The following is a 19,048-nucleotide window of genomic DNA, read 5'->3' as shown; positions in this document are numbered from 1 at the left end:
CAGCTAGCACCACGGCCTGCTCCCATTTTGCCGGGGCCAGCGATTGGCGGATGCGCCGGTGTCGTCCGATCTCCCCCCTTGAGGGGGAGATGTCCGGCAGGACAGAGGGGGGTGCAGCCGACATCGGATAGGGGCGTGGCCATATGACCCGCTCCCTCAAATACATTCTCTTCGCCCTATCCCTCGCCGTTCTCCTCTGCATCGGCGCATGGTTCGGTCTTGTCGCGCTCGACCGCGCCTACCCGCCGCCGCTTGCCGAAGCGGGGCTTGTCTCGACCGAGGTGGTCGACCGCAACGGCGATCTTCTTCGCGCCTTCGCCACACCCGAGGGCCGCTGGCGGCTGGCGACACATATCGAGGATGTCGATCCGAAGCTGATCAAAATGCTGATCGCTTATGAGGACCATCGTTTCTATTCGCATCACGGCGTCGACATCGCGGCGCTCTTCCGCGCTGCCGGGCAATGGGTTCTCAACGGCCACATCGTCTCGGGCGGCTCCACACTTTCCATGCAGTTGGCGAGGCTGATCGAACCGCGCGATGAGCGGTCCGTCTGGGCGAAGCTCGTCCAGATCGTCCGCGCCCTGCAGATCGAGCGGCGGCTGACCAAGGACGAGATCCTCGCCGACTACCTGACGCTGGCGCCTTATGGCGGCAATCTGGAAGGTGTGCGGGCCGCCTCGCTCGCCTATTTCGGCGAGGAGCCGAAAAGGCTTTCGGTGGCGCAGGCGGCGCTGCTTGTGTCGCTGCCGCAGTCGCCCGAGGGCCGCCGGCCCGACCGGCACCCCGCAGCGGCACGGTCCGCGCGGGGGCGCGTTCTTGAGCGGATGAAGGATGCCGGCGTCATTGTCCCACGCGAGATCGCGCTCGCTTCGGCCGAACCCATTCCGAAGGTGCGCCGCCAACTCCCGGCCCTTGCCGCGCAGGCCTCGGCCGATGCGATGCGCGCCGATCCGTCCGCGCGCCACCTTCAGCTCACAATCGAACGAAGCGTCCAGAGCAAACTGGAGGCAGTGGCTCACGACGCGGCCCGCCGGCTCGGACCGAAAGTCTCGGTTGCCATGATCCTCGCCGACGCACCGACCGGCGATATCATCGGCGAGGTCGGCTCGGCCGATCTCTTCGACGTGCGTCGGGCCGGCTGGATCGACATGACGGACGCCGAACGCTCGCCCGGCTCGACGCTGAAGCCCTTCATCTATGGACTTGCCTTCGAAGAGGGACTGATCGCGCAGGAAACGACAATCGAGGACCGGCCGGCGGATTTCGGCGGCTACCGCCCGAAGAATTTCGACATGAGCTACCAGGGTAATGTTTCGATCCGTCAGGCGCTACAGATGTCGCTCAACGTGCCGGCTATCCGCCTTCTCGATGCGGTCGGGCCGCTGAGGCTGATGGCGCGCTTCAGGCGAGCCGGCGTCAATCCGGTCCTTCCGCGCGGCGAGGCGCCCGGCCTAGCCATCGGCCTTGGCGGCGTCGGTCTGAAACTCAAGGATCTGGTTCAGCTTTACACCGCCTTCCCGAACGGGGGGCACATCGCCGTGCTGCACGACAGACCCTCGCACCAACCGGCTTCCGCGACGCTGATGGAGCCGCAGGCGGCCTGGCAGGTGGCCGACATCTTGTCGGGCGTGCGCCCGCCGGAAGGCTCGCGCACAACCGGCATCGCCTACAAGACCGGCACCAGTTACGGCTATCGCGACGCCTGGTCGATCGGTTTCGACGGCCGCCACGTGCTTGGTGTCTGGGTTGGCCGGCCGGACGGCGGGCCGGTGCCGGGCCTGACCGGCTATGTCTCGGCCGCGCCCATCCTCTTCGACGCCTTCGCCAAATCCGGTCTTGCCGTAACGCCGCTGCCACGCGCGCCGGCGGGTGCGCTGCGCACGGCGCGTGCCGACCTGCCGGTTACACTGCGCGATTTCACGCCGCCCGGCGAACTGCCGCCGGTGCACGGAATTCCTGAACCGCCGCCCCGGATTATCTTCCCGCCGGAAGGCGCGCATGTCGAACTCGGCCCGGCCGACGGCGACCCCGCCACACCGCTTCTCCTGAAGCTGCAGGGCGGCCGCGCGCCCTTCCGCTGGCTTGCAAACGGCAAGCCTCTGCCTGAACTGGCGCGTACACGGATCAGCCGCTGGATGCCCGACGGGGACGGCTATTCGACGCTGACCGTGATCGACGCGGCCGGGCGCGCGGCGAGCGTTTCCGTCTACGTCCAGTAGGGTCCGACGGATGCGGCAACATGCGCACTGTTTGTCAAATCCCTGTCGAATTCTAGATGATAGAGTGAGCCATGGCGGATGACAGCCTCTATCCCGCGACGGCGCGGGTTCCCTTTGCCGCGCGCTTTCACTGCTCGCGCGGTGAACTGATCGCCGACGGGATCGTACATGGCCTCGGCGTCACCCTGGCGATCTCCGCAGGGTCGGTGCTGCTGGCACTTTCGGCCTTCCACGCCAGTCTACGGGAATATATAGGAACGATCTTCTACGTGGCGTCGCTCGTCATCGTCCTGTCGCTTTCGGCCGCTTACAATATGTGGCCGATCTCACCAATCAAACGAGCGCTGCGGCGCTTCGATCATGCAGCGATTTTCCTTCTGATCGCTGGAACTTACACACCCTTCCTCGTTCAGATGAACGACCCGCTGACGGCGCGCCTCATGCTTGGGCTCATATGGGGAGCCGCGGCGCTCGGCATCACCATGAAGCTGCTCTTTCCGGGCCGTCTGGAGCGTATTGCGGTGGTGTTCTATCTGGCAATGGGCTGGAGCGGCGTGGTCGTGTTCAATTCTCTGTCGGTATCGCTGCCGCGTGCGACCCTCTGGCTGATCGCGGCCGGCGGCATCGCCTACAGCATCGGCGTGACCTTCCACGTCTGGCGGCGGCTGCGCTACCAGACAGCGCTATGGCATGGCTGTGTACTCCTGGGGGCCGCGCTGCATCTCGGCGCGGTCATGGACAGCCTGGTAATCTCCCGCATCTGAGGCTCAGGCCGTCTTGAGCAGACGCTTGCGCGGCCCTTCGATGTTCGGCAGGAACACGGTGAGAAGCCCGATCGCCGGCAGGTAGGAGCACATGGCATAGACGAAGTCGATGCCCTTCGCGTCGGCGATGATGCCGAGCCCGGCGGCGCCGACGCCGCCCATACCGAAGGCGAAGCCGAAGAAGATGCCAGCGACCATGCCGACGCGGCTCGGTAGCAATTCCTGCGCGTATACGATGATCGCCGGGAAGGCCGAGGCGAGGATGAGCCCGATCGGAACCGTCAGGATCGCCGTGCCGACCAAACCCATATGCGGCAGTACCAGCGTGAACGGCAGCACGCCGAGGATCGAGACCCAGATCACGTATTTCCGGCCGAAGCGGTCCCCCAGCGGCCCGCCGATGACGGTGCCGGCCGCCACCGCGCCGAGGAAGACGAAGAGCAGGATCTGCGATGTCTGCACGGAGACACCGAACTTGTGGATCAGGTAGAAGGTGTAATAGCTCGATAGGCTGGCGAGATAGATATATTTCGAGAAGACCAGCATGCCGAGGATGATGAGCGTTGCAACAACGCGCGCATGCGGAAGAGCGGGCGGGGCTCCATACGACTTTGCCCGCTTCGCCACGGCGAGATGGTTGCGCTTGTACCAGCCGCCGACGTTCCATAGCACTGCCATTGCCGTCAGCGCGGCAAGCGAAAACCAGGCAAGGCTCGACTGGCCGAAAGGCAGGACGATGAAGGCGGCGAGCAGCGGCCCGATCGCCGAGCCGAAATTTCCGCCCACCTGAAACAGTGACTGCGCCAGTCCGAGCCGGCCGCCCGATGCCATCCGGGCCACGCGCGAGGCGTCCGGGTGGAAGATCGCCGACCCCATGCCGACCAGCGACGCGGCGACGATCAGCACTCCGTAATGCGAGGCGTTGGAGAGCAGCAGCAGCCCGACCAGGGTAAACCCCATGCCGCAGAAGAGCGCGTAGGGCTGCGGGCGCTTGTCGGTGACGATGCCGACAACCGGCTGGAACAGCGACGCCGTGCCCTGAAAGGTCAGCGTGAGGAACCCGACCTGCGTGAAGCTCAAGGCATAATTGGTCTTCAGCATCGGATAGATCGCCGGCAGCAGCGACTGCATCATGTCGTTGAGGAAATGGCTGAACGAGAGCGCCGCCAGGATGGCGAACACCGTCTGGTCGGCGCTCGGCCCGGCGGCCTCGTTCGTGCCGGGCTTTTTCGAATCGGGCTTGGCGCTTTCCGCCGTTGCCTCTTTGCGCTCCATCACGGTCATGATCTGCGACCCGCTTCCATTCGACTCATATGCTTCGCAAGAGCGGGGATATAGCGCCTTGCTACGCGACCTGTTTTCGTGATTAGCTCAATTTCTTTTGCGATTGGGTCAAAGCGGTGACAATCGTAGACATCAGCGACCTGGAAACGATCCCGCGTCCGGTCCTGGTTCGCCGGTCGCACTACCCCGCCGGCGACCGGATCCTGCCGCACAGCCACCGCCGGTCCCAGCTTCTATGCGCGCTCGAAGGCATGGCGATCGTCATCGCCGAGCGCAACCGCTGGCTCATCCTGCCCGACCATGCGATTTGGATCCCGGCCGGTGTCCGCCATTCGGTCGAGATGATCGAGCCGCTCACCACCGGGTCGATCTATATCGAGCCGGGCGTCCTTTCCAGCCAACCGGCGCAGAGTCATGTCGTGCGCATGAGCGAATTGATGAAAAGCCTGCTCGGCGAGGCGGTGAAGCTACCGCACGAATACGATCCGCACGGCCGAGCCGGCCTCATCATGGCACTGATCCTGGAGGAGATCCCGCTCTTGCGGCGCACCGCGCTTTCGCTTCCGATGCCGCGCGAGGCACGGCTCGCCATGCTTTGCCGGCGCTTTATCGCCTCGCCGACAGCACATGAAACGATCGACGGCTGGGCGGCGGAAATGGCGATGAGCCGCTCCGCCTTTACCCGCGCCTTCCGGCGCGAGACGGGCATGGCGGCGCTGGAATGGCGCCGGCAGGCCTGTCTCCTGGCGGCGCTGCCGCGCCTGATGTCGGGCGAGCGGATCGCCAATGTCGCCTTCGACCTCGGCTATGAGAGCGCTGCGGCCTTCACCACCATGTTCAAGCGCGGGCTCGGCATGCCGCCGCGCCGCTATATCGCCATGGCCGGCAACACCTCGCTCGTGGCTAGGCCAGCAGATGCGGCAGGAGCAGCGTGATCGAGGGAACGGCGACCAAAAGCGTTATCCTCAGCATCTCCGCCGCAAAGAACGGCATGACGCCCTTGAACGTCTGGCGCATTGGCACGTCGGGCGCGAGCGAGTTGATGATGAAGACGTTGAGGCCGACCGGTGGCGTGATGAGACCGAGTTCCACGACGATCAGGATGATGATGCCGAACCAGATCTTGAGGTCACCGGGCGAAAGCCCGAAATCGAGCCCCGATACGACGGGCCAAAAGAAAGGTACCGTGAGGATTACCATCGACAGGCTGTCCATCAGGCAACCAAGGATGAGGTAAAGGATGATGATAAGGACCAGGATCATTACCGGCGACAGGCCGCTACCCTGCAACGCCTCGGCGGCCGCCTGCGGCACGCCGGCGCGCGCCATGAAGATCTTGAGAAGTTCCGCTCCAAGCAGGATGAGGAAGATCATGCCGGACGTGCGCGCCGTCTCCAGGAGCGCGTCGCCCATCCCGCCGATCGACAGCCGGCGCGTGACGAAGCCGTAAGCGACGACGAGGAAGACGCCGACAGCGGCTGCCGCGGTCGGATTGTAGATGCCAGCATAGATGCCGCCGATGACGACGCCGAAGACGACGAGAACGGGAATGACGCCGATGCTTGCGGCAAGAAGCTCGCTTCGCGACACCGCCTCCCCCGTCGGGCCGGAGCCCGGCACGAGCCGAACATAGACCGCCACCGTCAGCATGAAGAGCAGCATGGCGAGGATGCCGGGGATGAGTGCGGCCGCGAACATGGTCACCACATTCGCTTCGACGATAATGGCGTAGACGATGAGAACGACCGAGGGCGGGATCAGGATGCCGAGCGTGCCGCCGGCAGCGATGGTGCCGGTGGCCAGCGACGGCGAATATTTGTAACGCCTCAATTCCGGCAGCGCGACCTGCCCCATAGTCGAAGCGGTGGCCGTGGACGAACCGCAGACCGCGCCGAAACCTGCGCAGGCGGCAACAGCCGCCATCGCCACGCCGCCGCGAAAGCGGCCGAGCCACGCATTGGCGCCACGGAAAAGATCGCGCGACAGGCCGCAGCGCGAAGCCAGCCCGCCCATCAGGATGAACATCGGCAGGACCGACAAATCGTAGATGGAGAACTGCGCGTAGGCGAGGTCCTTCAACTGGTTGAGGACGATCGCCGGCCCAGACTGGATGGTCGTGCCGATGATGCCGACAAGGATCATCGTGTAAGCGATGGGAACCCTGACCGCGATCAGCGCCAGCAGGCACACAAGTCCGGCGATGCCGATGAAGAAACTGTCGAGCATGGGACGCCTATTCGACCGGCAGGGCTGCGGGCGGCACGCCACCGCCATGGCGGAAACCGTGCCAGCCCTCGACGAGGGTGATCAGCGACGCGACCAGAAGCAGCGCCAGCGACAGGAGGATCGGCGGAAACGCCGTCCATAGCGGCAAATGCAACACCGGCGTGACCTCGGGATAGGCGATGTAGGAGAGGAAGCCGGCATACATCTGCACCAGAAGCAGGACGGAGAAGGCTGCCGCGAAGAGCGAAGAGAAGGCGACCATCGCCGACTTGCCACGCGCGCTCATGCCTTCGGTGAAGATGTCCACCGTCACGTTCGACCCGGTCAACTGGCAGTAGGGCAGGAACATGAAGATGGCGATGGCGATGAAATGCTTGACCAGTTCGTAGTCGGCGGCGAACGGCTTGTCGAAAAGGATGTTCGAGATCGCGCCAAGCGCCGTCATGAACGCCAGCGCCAACGTCACCACCCCGCCGAGCAGAGCCCACCAGCGGATCGCCGCCGCCAGGACCGCCGCCAACCTCCCGCGGCTGGGTGGCGGCGGGGGCTCGTCGCCCCCTTCCGCCGGATGGACGAGCGCGCTCACGCCTTCTTCGCCGCGATGGTCTTTCTGGCCGCCTCGACGAGCGCCTTGGCGTCGAAGCCGGCATTCGCGTGGGCGGCGATCCATTTGTCGACCACGGGCGCAAGCACTTTGTTGAAGGCGTCCATCTGTTCCTGCGTGAGAACGATGTGCTCATTGCCGCTATCGACAGCCATCTTGATGCCTTCGTCGTCGTCCTCGCGCCAGATGCGCGCGACTTCGCGCAGCCAGTCCTCGCCGCAATGCTTGTCGAAGGCTTCCTTCAGATCGTCCGGCAATCCTTCCCAGCGCGCCTTGTTCATCGACACCTGGAAGGTGGTGTTGCCGAAACGGTTATTGTCCGGCCCCTCGATCTGGTACTTGGTCGATTCCTGAAGCTGCAGGGCGGGGATGATCTCCCACGGCACCAGCGCGCCGTCGACGACATGCGTCGTCAGCGCCTGCGGCAGGTCCGGCACCGGCATGGTCACGGGCGTCGCGCCCAGCGCCTCGACGACGGCATTGCCAGTCGGGCCGGGAACGCGCAGTTTCTTGCCCTTGGTGTCGTCCGGCGTATGCACCGGCGCCTCGGCCATGTGGATGCCCTGCCCGGCATGGACGTGGTTGAAGAGTACGTGCACGGCCTTGTATTCCTCGGCGAGATATTCGTCGAACATGGCGCGCATGGCGAGGTTCGTCGCCACGATGTCGTTGGTGAAGACGGTCGGCAGTTCGAACGCTTCCGAGCGCGGGAAGAGGCCCGGCGTATAGCCGTTCACTGTCCAGACGATGTCGACGATGCCGTCCGCCACCTGGCGGAAGAGCTGGGGCGGCGAGCCACCGAGCGACATGGACGGATAGATGTCGATCTTGACCCGCCCCTTCGACTCGTCCTGGATCGCCTGCACCCACGGTTGCAGCATTTTGACCTGAGCGGGCGATTTCGGCCCGAGGAAGTGGTGCAGTTTGAGCGTCACCTCAGGGTCGGCCGCGCGTGCCTTTCCGATGACGGCCGGAGCGGCAAGCATCGCCGCCGCCGAAACTAGAAATTGCCTGCGTTTCAACATCTGTTCTCCTCCTCTATTGCCCGGAGCCGCGAAGACGCGACTTCCAGCATTCAGCCGGCGTCGTCAGCTGACTCCGGCCCTCCCATTACCTCCGATCCGCACGGTAGCAGACCGAAGATAATTAACAAGTAAATTATCTAACCTCGCCTCACCCATGTTGCAGCCACACATCCAGCACCGCCGAGCGCTTCTCTTCGCGCACTACCCGGAGCGCCTCGGCGACTGCTTCTTCCACCTCCTCCGGCCGCTCCACCTTGCGCGCATAAGCGCCGCCCGCGGCTTTCGCGATGCCGGCATAGTCGGGCGACGGATCGAAAGAGAGGTCGAGGTCGTTGGCGCGGCTGGCATAGCCGTCGGGATGCACGCCGAGCGCGGAAAAGCGCGGCGCTTTCCAGCCGCGATTATTGTAGACCACCTGTAGGAAGGGCGCGCCGTATTTCGCCGCCATCCAATGCACGGAAGACGGGATGGAAAACATGTAGGACCCGTCGCCGGTCAGCGCGACGACCGTCTTGTCGGGCGCCGCCAGCTTGGCGCCGAAGGCCGCCCCACCGTTCCAGCCGAGCGAACCGCCGCCGCTGGCGAAGATCGAGCCCGGCCGCGTCATCGCCATATGATTGGAGACCGCCGGATAGTTGGTGATGCCCTCGTTGAGAACGATCGTATCGTCGTCGATATGCCGGCGCACCGCCGCCGTCAGGAATTCCGGCGTGATGACCCCATTGCTTCCGGTTTCGAGCGTAGCAAGCCGCTCACGCCGCGCCTTGCTTTTCGCCGCGAAACGACTGCGCCGCTCGGCAACCCGCGCGCCGTCGAAAGGCCGCACGGCGAGCACATCGTTGAGTTGACCCAAGGCGGTCGCCGCATCGGCGCGAAAGGAGTGTTCCGCGCCGATATACCAGAGCGGCATCTTCTCCTTCAGGGGATCGACGTCGATGTGGAAGATCGGCACGCCCCCGGCCGGCCGGCTGATCGTCGGGATCCACGGCACGTCGCTGTCGATGACAAGAATGCAGTCCGCCTCGCCCAGAGCCTCGTTCTGGTGCGGCTCGTTCCACTGGTTGCCAAGATAGAGATCGTGGTCGTGCGGGAAGTTCATCGCGCTCGGCACCGATTCATGCACGCCCGCGCCGACATTCTCGCAGAAGCGCACCAGTTCGGCCACCGCATCGGGATTGCGGCCAAGATAGGACGTCACCACCAGGGGCCGGCGCGCCTGAGCGAAGGCCGCGAGCATTTGCTCGACCCCCTCCTGAGGAAGCGCGGCAGGCTCCACCGGGCGCCACCTCGCCATGTCGATCGAAACTGCGTCCGTCAGTTCCTCTTCCATCACCTCGCGCGCACCGACGAGATAGACCGGCCCTTTCGGTTCGCTCATGGCGAACTGCAGAGCGCGATGCACCATCTGCTTGATGTTTTTGCCGGTACGAAACTCGTTTTCGTATTTCATGTAGCCGCGCACGATGCTGCGCTGGTCCGGCACATCCTGGATCCACTGGATGAACTCGTTGCGGCTGCCGCGCATCTCGCCTTCCTGCGTGAAGGGCGATGCACCGGCGAAGACCAGCATCGGCGCCCGTCCCTTGGCCGCGTTATGGACGGCACCTGCCAGCGACTGGGTTCCGCATTCGACATGCACGATCACCGCCTGTGGCTGTCCGGAGACCTGGGCATAGCCCTGCGCCGCGCTCATGCCGGCCATCTCGTTGGGACAGGTGATGATCGCGGGTATGCGCCTTCCATGCGCCCTCGCCTCGGCGATCGCCTCGATCAGCGCCGGATGGTCGCTGCCGAAATTGGCGAAGATATAGGAAACGCCGGCCTCGGTCAGGGCTTCGAGAAAAGCGGTACTGGCTGTGTACATCGGCGGCCCGTAATCCATTCAGTCGAGGGAGGCGATGATAAGGCGCAGGAGGCGCAGCAATTCCGGCCGGCCCTCTCCCACGATCTCGTCCAGAACCCGGTCATGCGCTTCCGCATGCGCCGTGAGTTCCGCGAGCCTGGCTTTGCCTGCCCTCGTCAGCGACAGCGTATAGCTGCGCTTGTCGGCCGGCACCGTCTGCCGCTCGATCAGGTGATTGCGCAAGAGGTCGCGCAACACCGGCGTGATGGTCGACTTGTCGCGGCCGCTGGCGCGGCTCAGCACCAGCGGCGTGATACCCGGATTGTCGTGGATGAGGCTGAGCACGGCGAACCAGCCCGGCTTCAGATCCGCCTCGCCGGTTTTCTTTTTGAACGCCTTGAAGGATGCGTTCTGGGCAAGCCTCAAATGGAAGCCGATACGGTCCTCCAGAAGACCGAGGCTGAAATCCTTCGACTTCACCGCGGAGCCGCCATCGTCGGCTCGTTTCGGGACTGCCTTGGAAACGCTTCCGGGCGTCGCGGTCCGCGACCTCATCCGCTCCCTCTCCGTAATGCCGGAGCCTGTCCGCTCCGCGCGCCGGCGTCCATGAAGGAGCGCCCCAGATCGCACACTACATTATCGGATAGGGTATGCCACGGCAAGATAGTTTTGTCTCAAACTATCTTGCCGCCCGAACGATCTGCCGACGTCACACTTCGGCAGATCGTTCGTTCATGCGACGGTGTGGTTCGCCAGTCGCTCCAGCGCGCGGACGAGGCCGGAATGATCGAGCCCACCCTCCCCGTTCGCCACCATCGAGTGGAAAAGCTGCTGGGTCGAGGCCGTGTTCGGCAATGCAAGACTTAGCCCCCGCGCGCCTTCCAGCGCCAGATTCAGATCCTTCTGGTGAAGCTCGATGCGGAAACCTGGATCGAAAGTGCGCTTGATCATCCGCTCGCCATGGACTTCGAGAATACGCGAGGACGCGAACCCGCCCATCAGCGCCGAGCGTACCCTGGCCGGATCGGCGCCCGCCTTGGCGGCGAAGACCAGCGCTTCCGAAACCGCAGCGATATTGAGCGCGACGATGATCTGGTTCGCCACCTTGGCCACCTGACCGTCGCCGCAATCGCCGACCAGCGTGATGTTCTTGCCCATCAGTTCGAACAAGGGCTTTGCGCGTTCGAACGCCGCCTGCGACCCGCCCGCCATGATGGTGAGCGTCGCCGCCTTGGCGCCGACCTCGCCGCCCGACACCGGCGCGTCGACATATTCGGCGCCGAGATCGCGGATTTTCCTGGCGAACGCCTTGGTTTCGATCGGCGAGATCGAGCTCATGTCGATCACCAGCTTTCCTTCCGAAAGCCCTGAAGCGACTCCGTTTTCAGCGAAGAGCACGTCCTTCACCTGCGGCGTGTCGGGCAACATCAGGATGACGATTTCGGCAGCCTTCGCCACGTCCGCCGGCGTGTCGAGCACCTTCAGCCCGCCGTCGAGCAGTTCCTTCGCCGGCGCCTTGCGATGCTTGGAGGTGGTAAGCGAATGCCCGGCTTTCTGGAGATTAAGCGCCATCGGCGTTCCCATGATGCCGAGGCCGATGAAACCAATCGTGGTCATGTGACTATCCTGTCTGGATTTGAAAATTGAATGTCGGCGTTGTCCTAGCCTTTGCCGCACACCTACGCGGCCGCCCTCGCCTTCTCCGCCCTTCTAAGCCAGCCTAGTCCCTCTTCCGTGGTTGTCTTCGGCTTGTATTCGCAGCCGATCCAGCCGTCGTAGCCTGCTGCGTCGAGCGCGGCGAAGACGAAATCGTAGTTGATCTCCCCCGTCCCCGGCTCGTTGCGGCCCGGATTATCGGCAAGCTGGATATGAGCGATGCGGTCCTTGTACCGCTGGTACGTGCCGATCAACTCGCCCCGCGTCCGGTGCTGGTGGTAGAGATCGTACTGGATGAAGAGATTGTCGCTGCCGACCTCGTTGATGATTGCGTCGGCCTGCTCGACCGTGTTCAGGAAGAAGCCCGGAATGTCGTAACGGTTGATCGGCTCTATGAGCAGCCGGATGCCGTGTTTCTTCAGTTCGCCTGCCGCATGGCGCAGATTGCCGATGAAGGTCTCGTGCAGCATCTCGGCCGCCACTCCTTCCGGCGCGACGCCCGAAAGGCAGTTTATCTGCCGGCAACCGAGCACTTCTGCGTATTCGACGGCCAAGGCGACGCCGCGCCGGAATTCCTCGGTCCGGTCGGGCAGGATCGCAATTCCCCTCTCACCCGCCGCCCAGTCACCTGCCGGCAGGTTGAACAGCACCTGCTTCAACCCGTTCTCGAAAAGAGCCTGCCGCACGGCATCTTTCTCGAACTCGTAGGGGAAAAGGAACTCCACCGCCTCGAAGCCCGCCTTGCGGGCACGCGCAAAGCGCTGAAGGACCGGCACCTCGGTGAAAAGCATCGTCAGATTGGCGTTGAATTTCGGCATCCCAGGTCTCCATTGATCCAAGAAATTGTGCGAGCCGCGGCGCCGCCTTGAACGGTGGCCGCCGCGGCTCCCCTCCTCCTCCGAGGTTTACTCAATCCAGCGCGGCAAGCGCGGCGATCGCGGTCGGGGCGTCCTCGCCCCGTTCGGCAAGCTCCTCGAACTCGACGACCTTGTCGATATCGGCGCCCATGGAGATATTGGTGACGCGCTCGAGGATGAACTCGATGACGACCGGAACCTGGTGTTCCTTCATCAGCTTCTTCGCCTCGGCGAAGGCTCCGGCGAATTCGTTCGGGTTCTTGACGCGCAGCGCCTTGCAGCCGAGTGCCTCGGCGACGCCGACATGATCGACGCCGTAGCCAGCCTCGCCGTCATTGCCGGAATTGACGTTATCGAAGGCAAGGCTCACCTCGTAATCCATGTCGAAGCCGCGCTGCGACTGGCGGATCAGCCCGAGATAGGCGTTGTTCACGACCACGTGCAGATAGGGCAGCTTGTGCTGCGCGCCGACGGCAAGTTCCTCGATGAGGAACTGGAAGTCGTAGTCGCCCGACAGCGCCACGATATGCCGGTCCGGATCTGCCGCGCGCACGCCGAGCGCGGCCGGCAGCGTCCAGCCGAGCGGCCCGGCCTGACCGCAATTGATCCAATTGCGCGGCCGATAGACATGCAGGAACTGCGCGCCGGCAATCTGGCTGAGCCCGATGGTCGAGACGAAGCACGTGTCGCGGTCGAAGGCCTTGTTCATCTCCTCATAGACACGCTGAGGCTTCAGCGGCACCTGATCGAAATGCGTCTTGCGAAGCATGGTCTTCTTGCGCTCGCGACACTCCGCCGCCCAGCCCGACCAGTCCCGCAGCTTGCCCGCCGTCTTCCACTCGGTAGCGACGTCGAGGAAGAGCTTCAGCGCCGCGCCCGCATCCGAGACGATGCCGAAATCCGGTGCGAAGACACGGCCGATCTGCGTCGGCTCGATATCGACATGCACGAATTTGCGGTCTTTCGTATAGGTTTCGACATTGCCCGTATGACGGTTCGCCCAGCGATTGCCGATGCCGAGCACGAAATCGGAGGCAAGCAGCGTCGCGTTGCCGTAGCGATGCGAAGTCTGCAACCCGCACATGCCAGCCATCAGCCGGTGATCATCGGGAATGACGCCCCACCCCATCAGGGTCGGGATAACTGGCACGCCGGTGATTTCCGCGAACTCAACCAGCAGGTCCGACGCATCGGCGTTGATGATGCCGCCGCCGGCGACGATCAGCGGCCGCTCGGCCGCGTTCAGCATGGCAAGCGCCTTTTCGGCCTGCGCCCGTGTCGCCTCCGGCCGGTAGGGCTTCAAAGGTTCGTAGGTGTCGGCGTCGAACTCGATCTCGGCGAGTTGCACGTCGATCGGCAGGTCGACCAGCACCGGCCCTGGCCGCCCCGAGCGCATGGTGTGGAACGCCTTCTGCAGCACGAAAGGAACCAGCGCCGGCTCCATGACGGTTACCGCCCACTTGGTGACGGGCGCAGCGATCGCGGCGATATCGACCGCCTGGAAGTCTTCCTTGGTCAGCCGCGCCCGCGGCGCCTGCCCGGTGATGCAGAGGATCGGGATCGAATCGGCTGACGCCGAATAAAGCCCGGTGATCATGTCTGTGCCGGCCGGTCCCGACGTGCCGAGGCAGACGCCGATATTGCCCGCCTTCGCGCGGGTGTAGCCTTCCGCCATGTGCGAAGCGCCTTCGACATGGCGGGCGAGGACGTGCCGGATCGTGCCGCGCGCCTTCAGCGCCGAATAGAGCGGGTTGATCGCCGCGCCCGGCACGCCGAACGCGCAGGCGACACCTTCCTTCTCGAGAACCAATACCGCAGCATCGACGGCACGCATCCTGGCCATGGCGACCTCCATCCTGGTTGCCTCGATCTTAGCTCTTCCTTGTCGTTTGAAAAGCATTAAATGGAAACTATTTCCATGGTATGGAAATAATGATCTTCAAGTTTTGCCGAACGGATGCCCTTGTCCGCCATCCATGCCGGTGGTGTAAGGGAGAAACGAACAAGGCCGGGACGGAAATGGACCAGACAGCAGAGCCGCATCGCGCGAGACGCGGCCGCAAGCCGGGAGAACATGCCGCGCCCGCCTCGGTGCAGGTGCTCGACCGCGCGCTAAACATGCTGGCGATCGTGTCTTCCCGCGACGGCGCGCTTCTGACCGATATCGCCGAAGCCGCCGGGATGGCGCCCTCGACCACGCACCGACTGCTTACTTCGCTTGCCAGCCACGGCATGGTCGCCGCCGACCCGGAAACGGGCCAGTGGACGATCGGCGTAAAGGCTTTCGAGATCGGTAACGGCTTCTTGCGCCAGCGCAAGCTCGGCGCGATCAGCCGCCCCTTCCTGACCGCTTTGATGCAGGAGAGCGGTGAGACGGCCAACCTAGCCATCGAAGATGGAGGCGACGTGGTCTTCGTCTCACAGATCGAGAGCCACGCGCCGATGCGTGCCTTTTTCCGGCCGGGCCGGCGCGGCCCGATGCATGCCTCGGGCATCGGCAAGGCGATCCTCGCAGCCCGTCCCGACTGCGAAGTCAGGAGCCTGCTCGGCCACCGCAAGCTGGAACGCTTCACCGAAAAGACGCTCGACACGCAGCCGGCGCTGCACGCCGATCTGGAGGCGATCCGTGCGCGCGGCTGGTCACTGGACGACGAGGAGCACACCGTCGGTATGCGCTGCATAGCCGCCCCAATCTTCAACGAATATGGCGAGGCGATTGCCGGCCTTTCCGTCTCCGGCCCGGCGGTCAGGCTACCTTATGAACGCATCGGGGAACTCGCACCAAAGGTGCGCGAAGCCGCCGACGCCCTTACCATAGCGTCGGGCGGGCGAAGGCCGGAAGGAACAGGCCAGGAGATATCATAGCCCGCAGCCGGCGCCGTCTATACCTACCTGAGTTTCTCCCGCGCCAGCCGCGCCCCAGCGCCCAGCGCAATAAGCTTCGCTTCCGCGATCGCGCGCGAACGCGGCGCGAGCCCGCAATTTGTACAGGGCTGGATACGTTCGGCATCGGCGTATTTCAGCGCCTCCTCGATGACGCCCAGGACCTCTTCGGGCGTCTCCACCCTGTCGGTCGCTACATCGATCGCGCCGACCAGGATCTGCTTGTCCGAAAGCAGCCCGATCAGCGACATCGGCACATGCGAGTTGGCGCATTCGAGTGAGACCCCGCCTATCGCCGAAGCATTCAGCGCCGGGAAGATGCGTTCGTACTGGCGCCATTCGGCGCCAAGCGCCTGCTTCCACTCGATATTGGCCTTGATGCCGTAGCCGTAGCAGATATGCACGGCGGTGGCGCATTTGAGCCCGCGCGCGGCGCGCTCCAGCGCCGCCACGCCCCATTCGTTGACCTCGTCCATGAAGACGTTGAAGGCCGGTTCGTCGAACTGGATGACATCGACGCCGGCTGCCTCCAGTTCCAGCGCCTCCTCGTTCAGGATCTCGGCGAAGGCCATCGCCATGTCGGCGCGGCTGCCGTAACGCGCGTCCGCGAGCGTGTCGCAGATCGTCATCGGGCCGGGCAGCGTGAACTTGAGGCCGCCCTTGGCATGGGCACGGCAAAACGCCGCCTCGTCGCGGTGAACAGAGCGGCTGCGCCTGACTGCGCCGGTCACGGTCGGTACGTCCGCCTCATAGCGATTGTTGCGGATGCCCATCCGGGTCATGCGTTGCCAATCGATGCCTTCGACGCTCTCCAGGAAACCATGCACGAAATGCCGGCGAAACTGCTCGCCATCGCTGACGACCGAAATCCCGGCATCTTCCTGGTGCTTGATCCATACCAGCGCCGCGTCGCGCTGCGCCTGCGTCAGCGCTTCGCCCTCGAGCTTCCATTTCGGCCAGAGCTTTTCGGTCTCCGCCAGCCAGCCCGGCTTCGGCAGGCTGCCCGCGATCGTCGCTGGAAACAGCATTTTCTCCTCCCTCTTCGAACCCTTGCTCAATACACCACCACGCTCCGGATCGACTCGCCGGCATGCATGAGATCGAACCCCTTATTGATCTCCTCGAGTTTCAGCGTGTGGGTGATCATCGGATCGATCTCGATCTTGCCTGCCATGTACCAGTCGACGATCTTCGGCACGTCGGTACGGCCTCGCGCACCACCAAAGGCAGTGCCCTTCCATACGCGGCCGGTGACAAGCTGGAACGGCCTTGTCGTGATTTCCTGCCCCGCGCCGGCAACGCCGATCACGATCGACTGGCCCCAGCCGCGATGGCTGGCTTCCAGCGCCTGCCGCATCACCGTGACATTGCCGGTGCAGTCGAAGGTGTAGTCCGCCCCGCCGATCTGGTCGGCCCCGCGCTTCGTCATGTTGACGAGATGCGCCACCACGTCGCCGACCTCTTTCGGGTTGACGAAATGCGTCATGCCGAAGCGCTCGCCCCACGCCTTCTTGTCGTTGTTGAGATCGACGCCGATGATCATGTCGGCGCCGGCAAGCCTCAGGCCCTGGATGACGTTCAGCCCGATGCCGCCGAGCCCGAAGACGGCGGCAGTCGCACCCTCTTCCACCTTTGCCGTGTTGATCACCGCGCCAATGCCGGTCGTCACCCCGCATCCGATATAGCAGATCTTGTCGAACGGAGCCTCGGGATCGACCTTCGCTACCGCGATCTCCGGCAGAACGGTGAAATTGGAGAAGGTCGAGCAGCCCATATAGTGGTGGATCTTGTCCTTGCCGATCGAGAAACGGCTGGTGCCGTCGGGCATAAGTCCCTGCCCCTGCGTGGCGCGGATCGCGGTGCACAGATTGGTCTTGCGCGACAGGCAGGAGGGGCACTGCCGGCATTCCGGCGTATAGAGCGGGATGACGTGATCGCCCCTCTTCACGCTCGTCACGCCCTTGCCGACATCGACCACCACGCCGGCTCCCTCATGGCCGAGGATCGCAGGGAACAGCCCTTCCGGATCGGCGCCTGAAAGCGTGAACTCGTCGGTGTGGCAGATGCCGGTTGCCTTCACCTCGACCAGCACCTCGCCTTCCCTCGGTCCGTCGAGATCGACCTCCATGATCTCCAGCGGCTTGCCTGCGGCAAAGGCGACGGCGGCGCGTGTCTTCATGGCCGGATTCTCCCTGAATTGTCGTCGCCGCGAGGCGCGGCATGATTCCCGATCAACTGCTTACAGGCTGATCTTCATCCGATCAATTCGCGGGAACTGCGCGTCAGGCAGGCGCCGCGCTTGCGCCCCGGCCGGAACGGAAGAGCAGGACGGTCATCACCGAGATGTTCATCAGGTTCCAGACGATCCCGTTAAGGAAGGCAGCCTCGTATGACCCCGTCTGGTCGTAGATCCAGCCGGATATCCAGCCGCCGATCGCCATGCCGGCGATGGTCGCCATGATGACGATGCCGACGCGTTTGCCGGCCTCCGCCGCCGGCAGATACTCGCGCACGATGATGGCGTAGCACGGCACGATGCCGCCCTGCGCCAGTCCGAAAACCAGCGACACGACGTAAAGCGAGGCGAGTCCGTCGAAGGGGATATAGAGAAACAGCGCCACGCATTGCAGCACGGAGCCGATGAGCAAGGTCGGGATGCCGCCGATGCGATCCGCGAGCACGCCCGAGGAAAGCCGGCTGACCACGCCGCCAGCCAGCATCAGCGACAGCATATGCGCCCCGGCGGCGGCCCCGTAACCCAAATCGGTACAATAGGCGACCATATGAACCTGCGGCATCGACATGGCGACGCAGCAGCCTAGCCCGGCGAGGATCAGGAGGAACTGCAACGTGGCGGGGGAAACCGCGATCGGCCTGACATGCTCATCCGAATGCGCGCGCGCCTCTGCCGACGCCACGTGGTGCGGAGACTTGCGCCGCATGAGGAAAAGAAGCGGCACCATCGCCACGACGCATATAATGCCGACGCCGAGATAGGCCTCCCGCCATCCGCCGGCGCGCATGAAAGCCTCGATGACGATCGGCCAGATCACGCCCGCCAGATAATTGCCGCAGGCCGCCGCGGCCACGGCCTTGCCGCGATGCCTGCGGAACCAGTGCGACAGATCGGCGATGAGCGGGCCGAAGGTCGCCGCCGTGCCGATGCCGATCAGGAAGCCGTGCGCCAGCGCGAACTGAGCGAGCGAGCCGCTCGCCGAAGCGGCGACGAAGCCGCAGCCCATCATGATCGCGGCGACCATAGCCGGCAGCATGTAGCCGTACCGGTCGACCGCGCGTCCGATCAGGACATTGCCGACGGCGAAACCCACCATGGTCAGCGTATAAGGAAGAGACGCCTCGCTACGATCGACTGAAAACTCCGCCTGCACGGCTGGCAATACCACGACCACCGCCCACATGCCGGCCCCGCCGAGGGTGGCAATGAGCATGGACACGGCAAGCCGGATCCAGGCATAGCGGCCGTCTATATCGGAGGTATACGGATCCCCGGTATGGATTGCAGTCGGCATGGCGTCTCGCTTGTTTCGGCTGGGCGGAGCGGCACCATCCGGCAAATCACCCATGTCGGGCAGTTCCACCGCTCCTCTTATGCTGTTCCAGGCCAGCGGAGCAGAGCGTTGAACTTTCGGTCGCAGCAACGTTCATCCCTGCTGCATTGCCGGC

At 64.2% G+C, this 19,048-nt stretch carries 16 protein-coding genes; 4 read left to right on the top strand and 12 right to left on the bottom strand.

Annotated elements, in window-relative coordinates; genetic code table 11:
• Positions 1-143: 143 nt before the first annotated feature.
• Together pbpC and trhA are read left to right on the top strand one after the other, a co-directional pair.
• A complete protein-coding gene (pbpC, locus tag RBH77_RS13010) occupies positions 144-2,222 on the top strand; it encodes a penicillin-binding protein 1C (protein ID WP_311028021.1) in 2,079 nt (692 codons plus the stop codon).
• A 71-nt stretch (positions 2,223-2,293) separates the two neighbouring features.
• A complete protein-coding gene (gene trhA, locus RBH77_RS13005) occupies positions 2,294-2,986 on the top strand; it encodes a PAQR family membrane homeostasis protein TrhA (RefSeq protein WP_311028020.1) in 693 nt (230 codons plus the stop codon).
• A gap of 3 nt (positions 2,987-2,989) precedes the next feature.
• Here the strand turns inward: trhA and RBH77_RS13000 are convergent, their stop codons facing one another.
• Positions 2,990-4,261, bottom strand: coding sequence for an MFS transporter (locus tag RBH77_RS13000; protein ID WP_503623914.1), 1,272 nt, complete (start codon positions 4,259-4,261; stop codon positions 2,990-2,992).
• Positions 4,262-4,386: 125 nt separating this feature from the next.
• Between RBH77_RS13000 and RBH77_RS12995 the strand changes: the two genes are divergently transcribed.
• The gene (locus tag RBH77_RS12995) at positions 4,387-5,205 is read left to right on the top strand and encodes an AraC family transcriptional regulator (RefSeq protein WP_311028018.1); all 819 of its coding nucleotides are present in this window, start codon (positions 4,387-4,389) and stop codon (positions 5,203-5,205) included.
• Here the strand turns inward: RBH77_RS12995 and RBH77_RS12990 are convergent.
• The 8 genes from RBH77_RS12990 to gcl form a co-directional block, all read right to left on the bottom strand.
• A complete protein-coding gene (locus RBH77_RS12990) occupies positions 5,174-6,496 on the bottom strand; it encodes a TRAP transporter large permease (protein WP_311028017.1) in 1,323 nt (440 codons plus the stop codon). The two genes, RBH77_RS12995 and RBH77_RS12990, sit on opposite strands and share 32 nt — an antisense overlap.
• A 7-nt stretch (positions 6,497-6,503) precedes the next feature.
• Positions 6,504-7,082, bottom strand: a complete 579-nt coding sequence (locus RBH77_RS12985; RefSeq protein ID WP_311028016.1) for a TRAP transporter small permease — start codon at positions 7,080-7,082, stop codon at positions 6,504-6,506.
• The gene (locus RBH77_RS12980) at positions 7,079-8,125 is read right to left on the bottom strand and encodes a TRAP transporter substrate-binding protein (RefSeq protein ID WP_311028015.1); all 1,047 of its coding nucleotides are present in this window, start codon (positions 8,123-8,125) and stop codon (positions 7,079-7,081) included. The genes RBH77_RS12985 and RBH77_RS12980 overlap by 4 nt, the downstream gene beginning before the upstream one ends.
• 148 nt (positions 8,126-8,273) lie before the next feature.
• Positions 8,274-9,989: a thiamine pyrophosphate-requiring protein gene (locus RBH77_RS12975; protein WP_311028014.1), complete on the bottom strand. Its 1,716-nt coding sequence runs from the start codon at positions 9,987-9,989 to the stop codon at positions 8,274-8,276.
• A gap of 18 nt (positions 9,990-10,007) precedes the next feature.
• Positions 10,008-10,523, bottom strand: coding sequence for a MarR family winged helix-turn-helix transcriptional regulator (locus tag RBH77_RS12970; protein ID WP_311028013.1), 516 nt, complete (start codon positions 10,521-10,523; stop codon positions 10,008-10,010).
• Positions 10,524-10,700: 177 nt separating this feature from the next.
• Complete coding sequence (locus RBH77_RS12965; protein WP_311028012.1) at positions 10,701-11,585, bottom strand: 2-hydroxy-3-oxopropionate reductase; 885 nt, start codon at positions 11,583-11,585, stop codon at positions 10,701-10,703.
• Between the two features lie 62 nt (positions 11,586-11,647).
• Positions 11,648-12,442, bottom strand: a complete 795-nt coding sequence (gene hyi, locus RBH77_RS12960) for a hydroxypyruvate isomerase (RefSeq protein ID WP_311028011.1) — start codon at positions 12,440-12,442, stop codon at positions 11,648-11,650.
• Positions 12,443-12,533: 91 nt separating this feature from the next.
• Positions 12,534-14,324, bottom strand: a complete 1,791-nt coding sequence (gene gcl / locus RBH77_RS12955; protein WP_311028010.1) for a glyoxylate carboligase — start codon at positions 14,322-14,324, stop codon at positions 12,534-12,536.
• Between the two features lie 176 nt (positions 14,325-14,500).
• Between gcl and RBH77_RS12950 the strand changes: the two genes are divergently transcribed.
• A complete protein-coding gene (locus tag RBH77_RS12950) occupies positions 14,501-15,346 on the top strand; it encodes an IclR family transcriptional regulator (RefSeq protein ID WP_311028009.1) in 846 nt (281 codons plus the stop codon).
• A 23-nt stretch (positions 15,347-15,369) separates the two neighbouring features.
• Here RBH77_RS12950 and RBH77_RS12945 read toward each other — a convergent pair whose 3' ends face one another.
• The 3 genes from RBH77_RS12945 to RBH77_RS12935 form a co-directional block, all read right to left on the bottom strand.
• Complete coding sequence (locus RBH77_RS12945; protein WP_311028008.1) at positions 15,370-16,392, bottom strand: methionine synthase; 1,023 nt, start codon at positions 16,390-16,392, stop codon at positions 15,370-15,372.
• A 26-nt stretch (positions 16,393-16,418) separates the two neighbouring features.
• Positions 16,419-17,543 (bottom strand): S-(hydroxymethyl)glutathione dehydrogenase/class III alcohol dehydrogenase, encoded by a 1,125-nt coding sequence (locus RBH77_RS12940; protein WP_311028007.1) that lies wholly within the window; start codon positions 17,541-17,543, stop codon positions 16,419-16,421.
• Between the two features lie 103 nt (positions 17,544-17,646).
• Entirely contained in the window at positions 17,647-18,894 is a 1,248-nt protein-coding gene (locus RBH77_RS12935; RefSeq protein WP_311028006.1) for an MFS transporter, read from the bottom strand.
• Positions 18,895-19,048: the final 154 nt, after the last annotated feature.

This window comes from Mesorhizobium koreense, assembly GCF_031656215.1.
GTDB lineage: Bacteria > Pseudomonadota > Alphaproteobacteria > Rhizobiales > Rhizobiaceae > Mesorhizobium_L > Mesorhizobium_L koreense.
The sequence above is the reverse complement of the archived record's forward strand: the minus strand, read 5'-3'. Positions and strand labels throughout refer to the sequence as shown.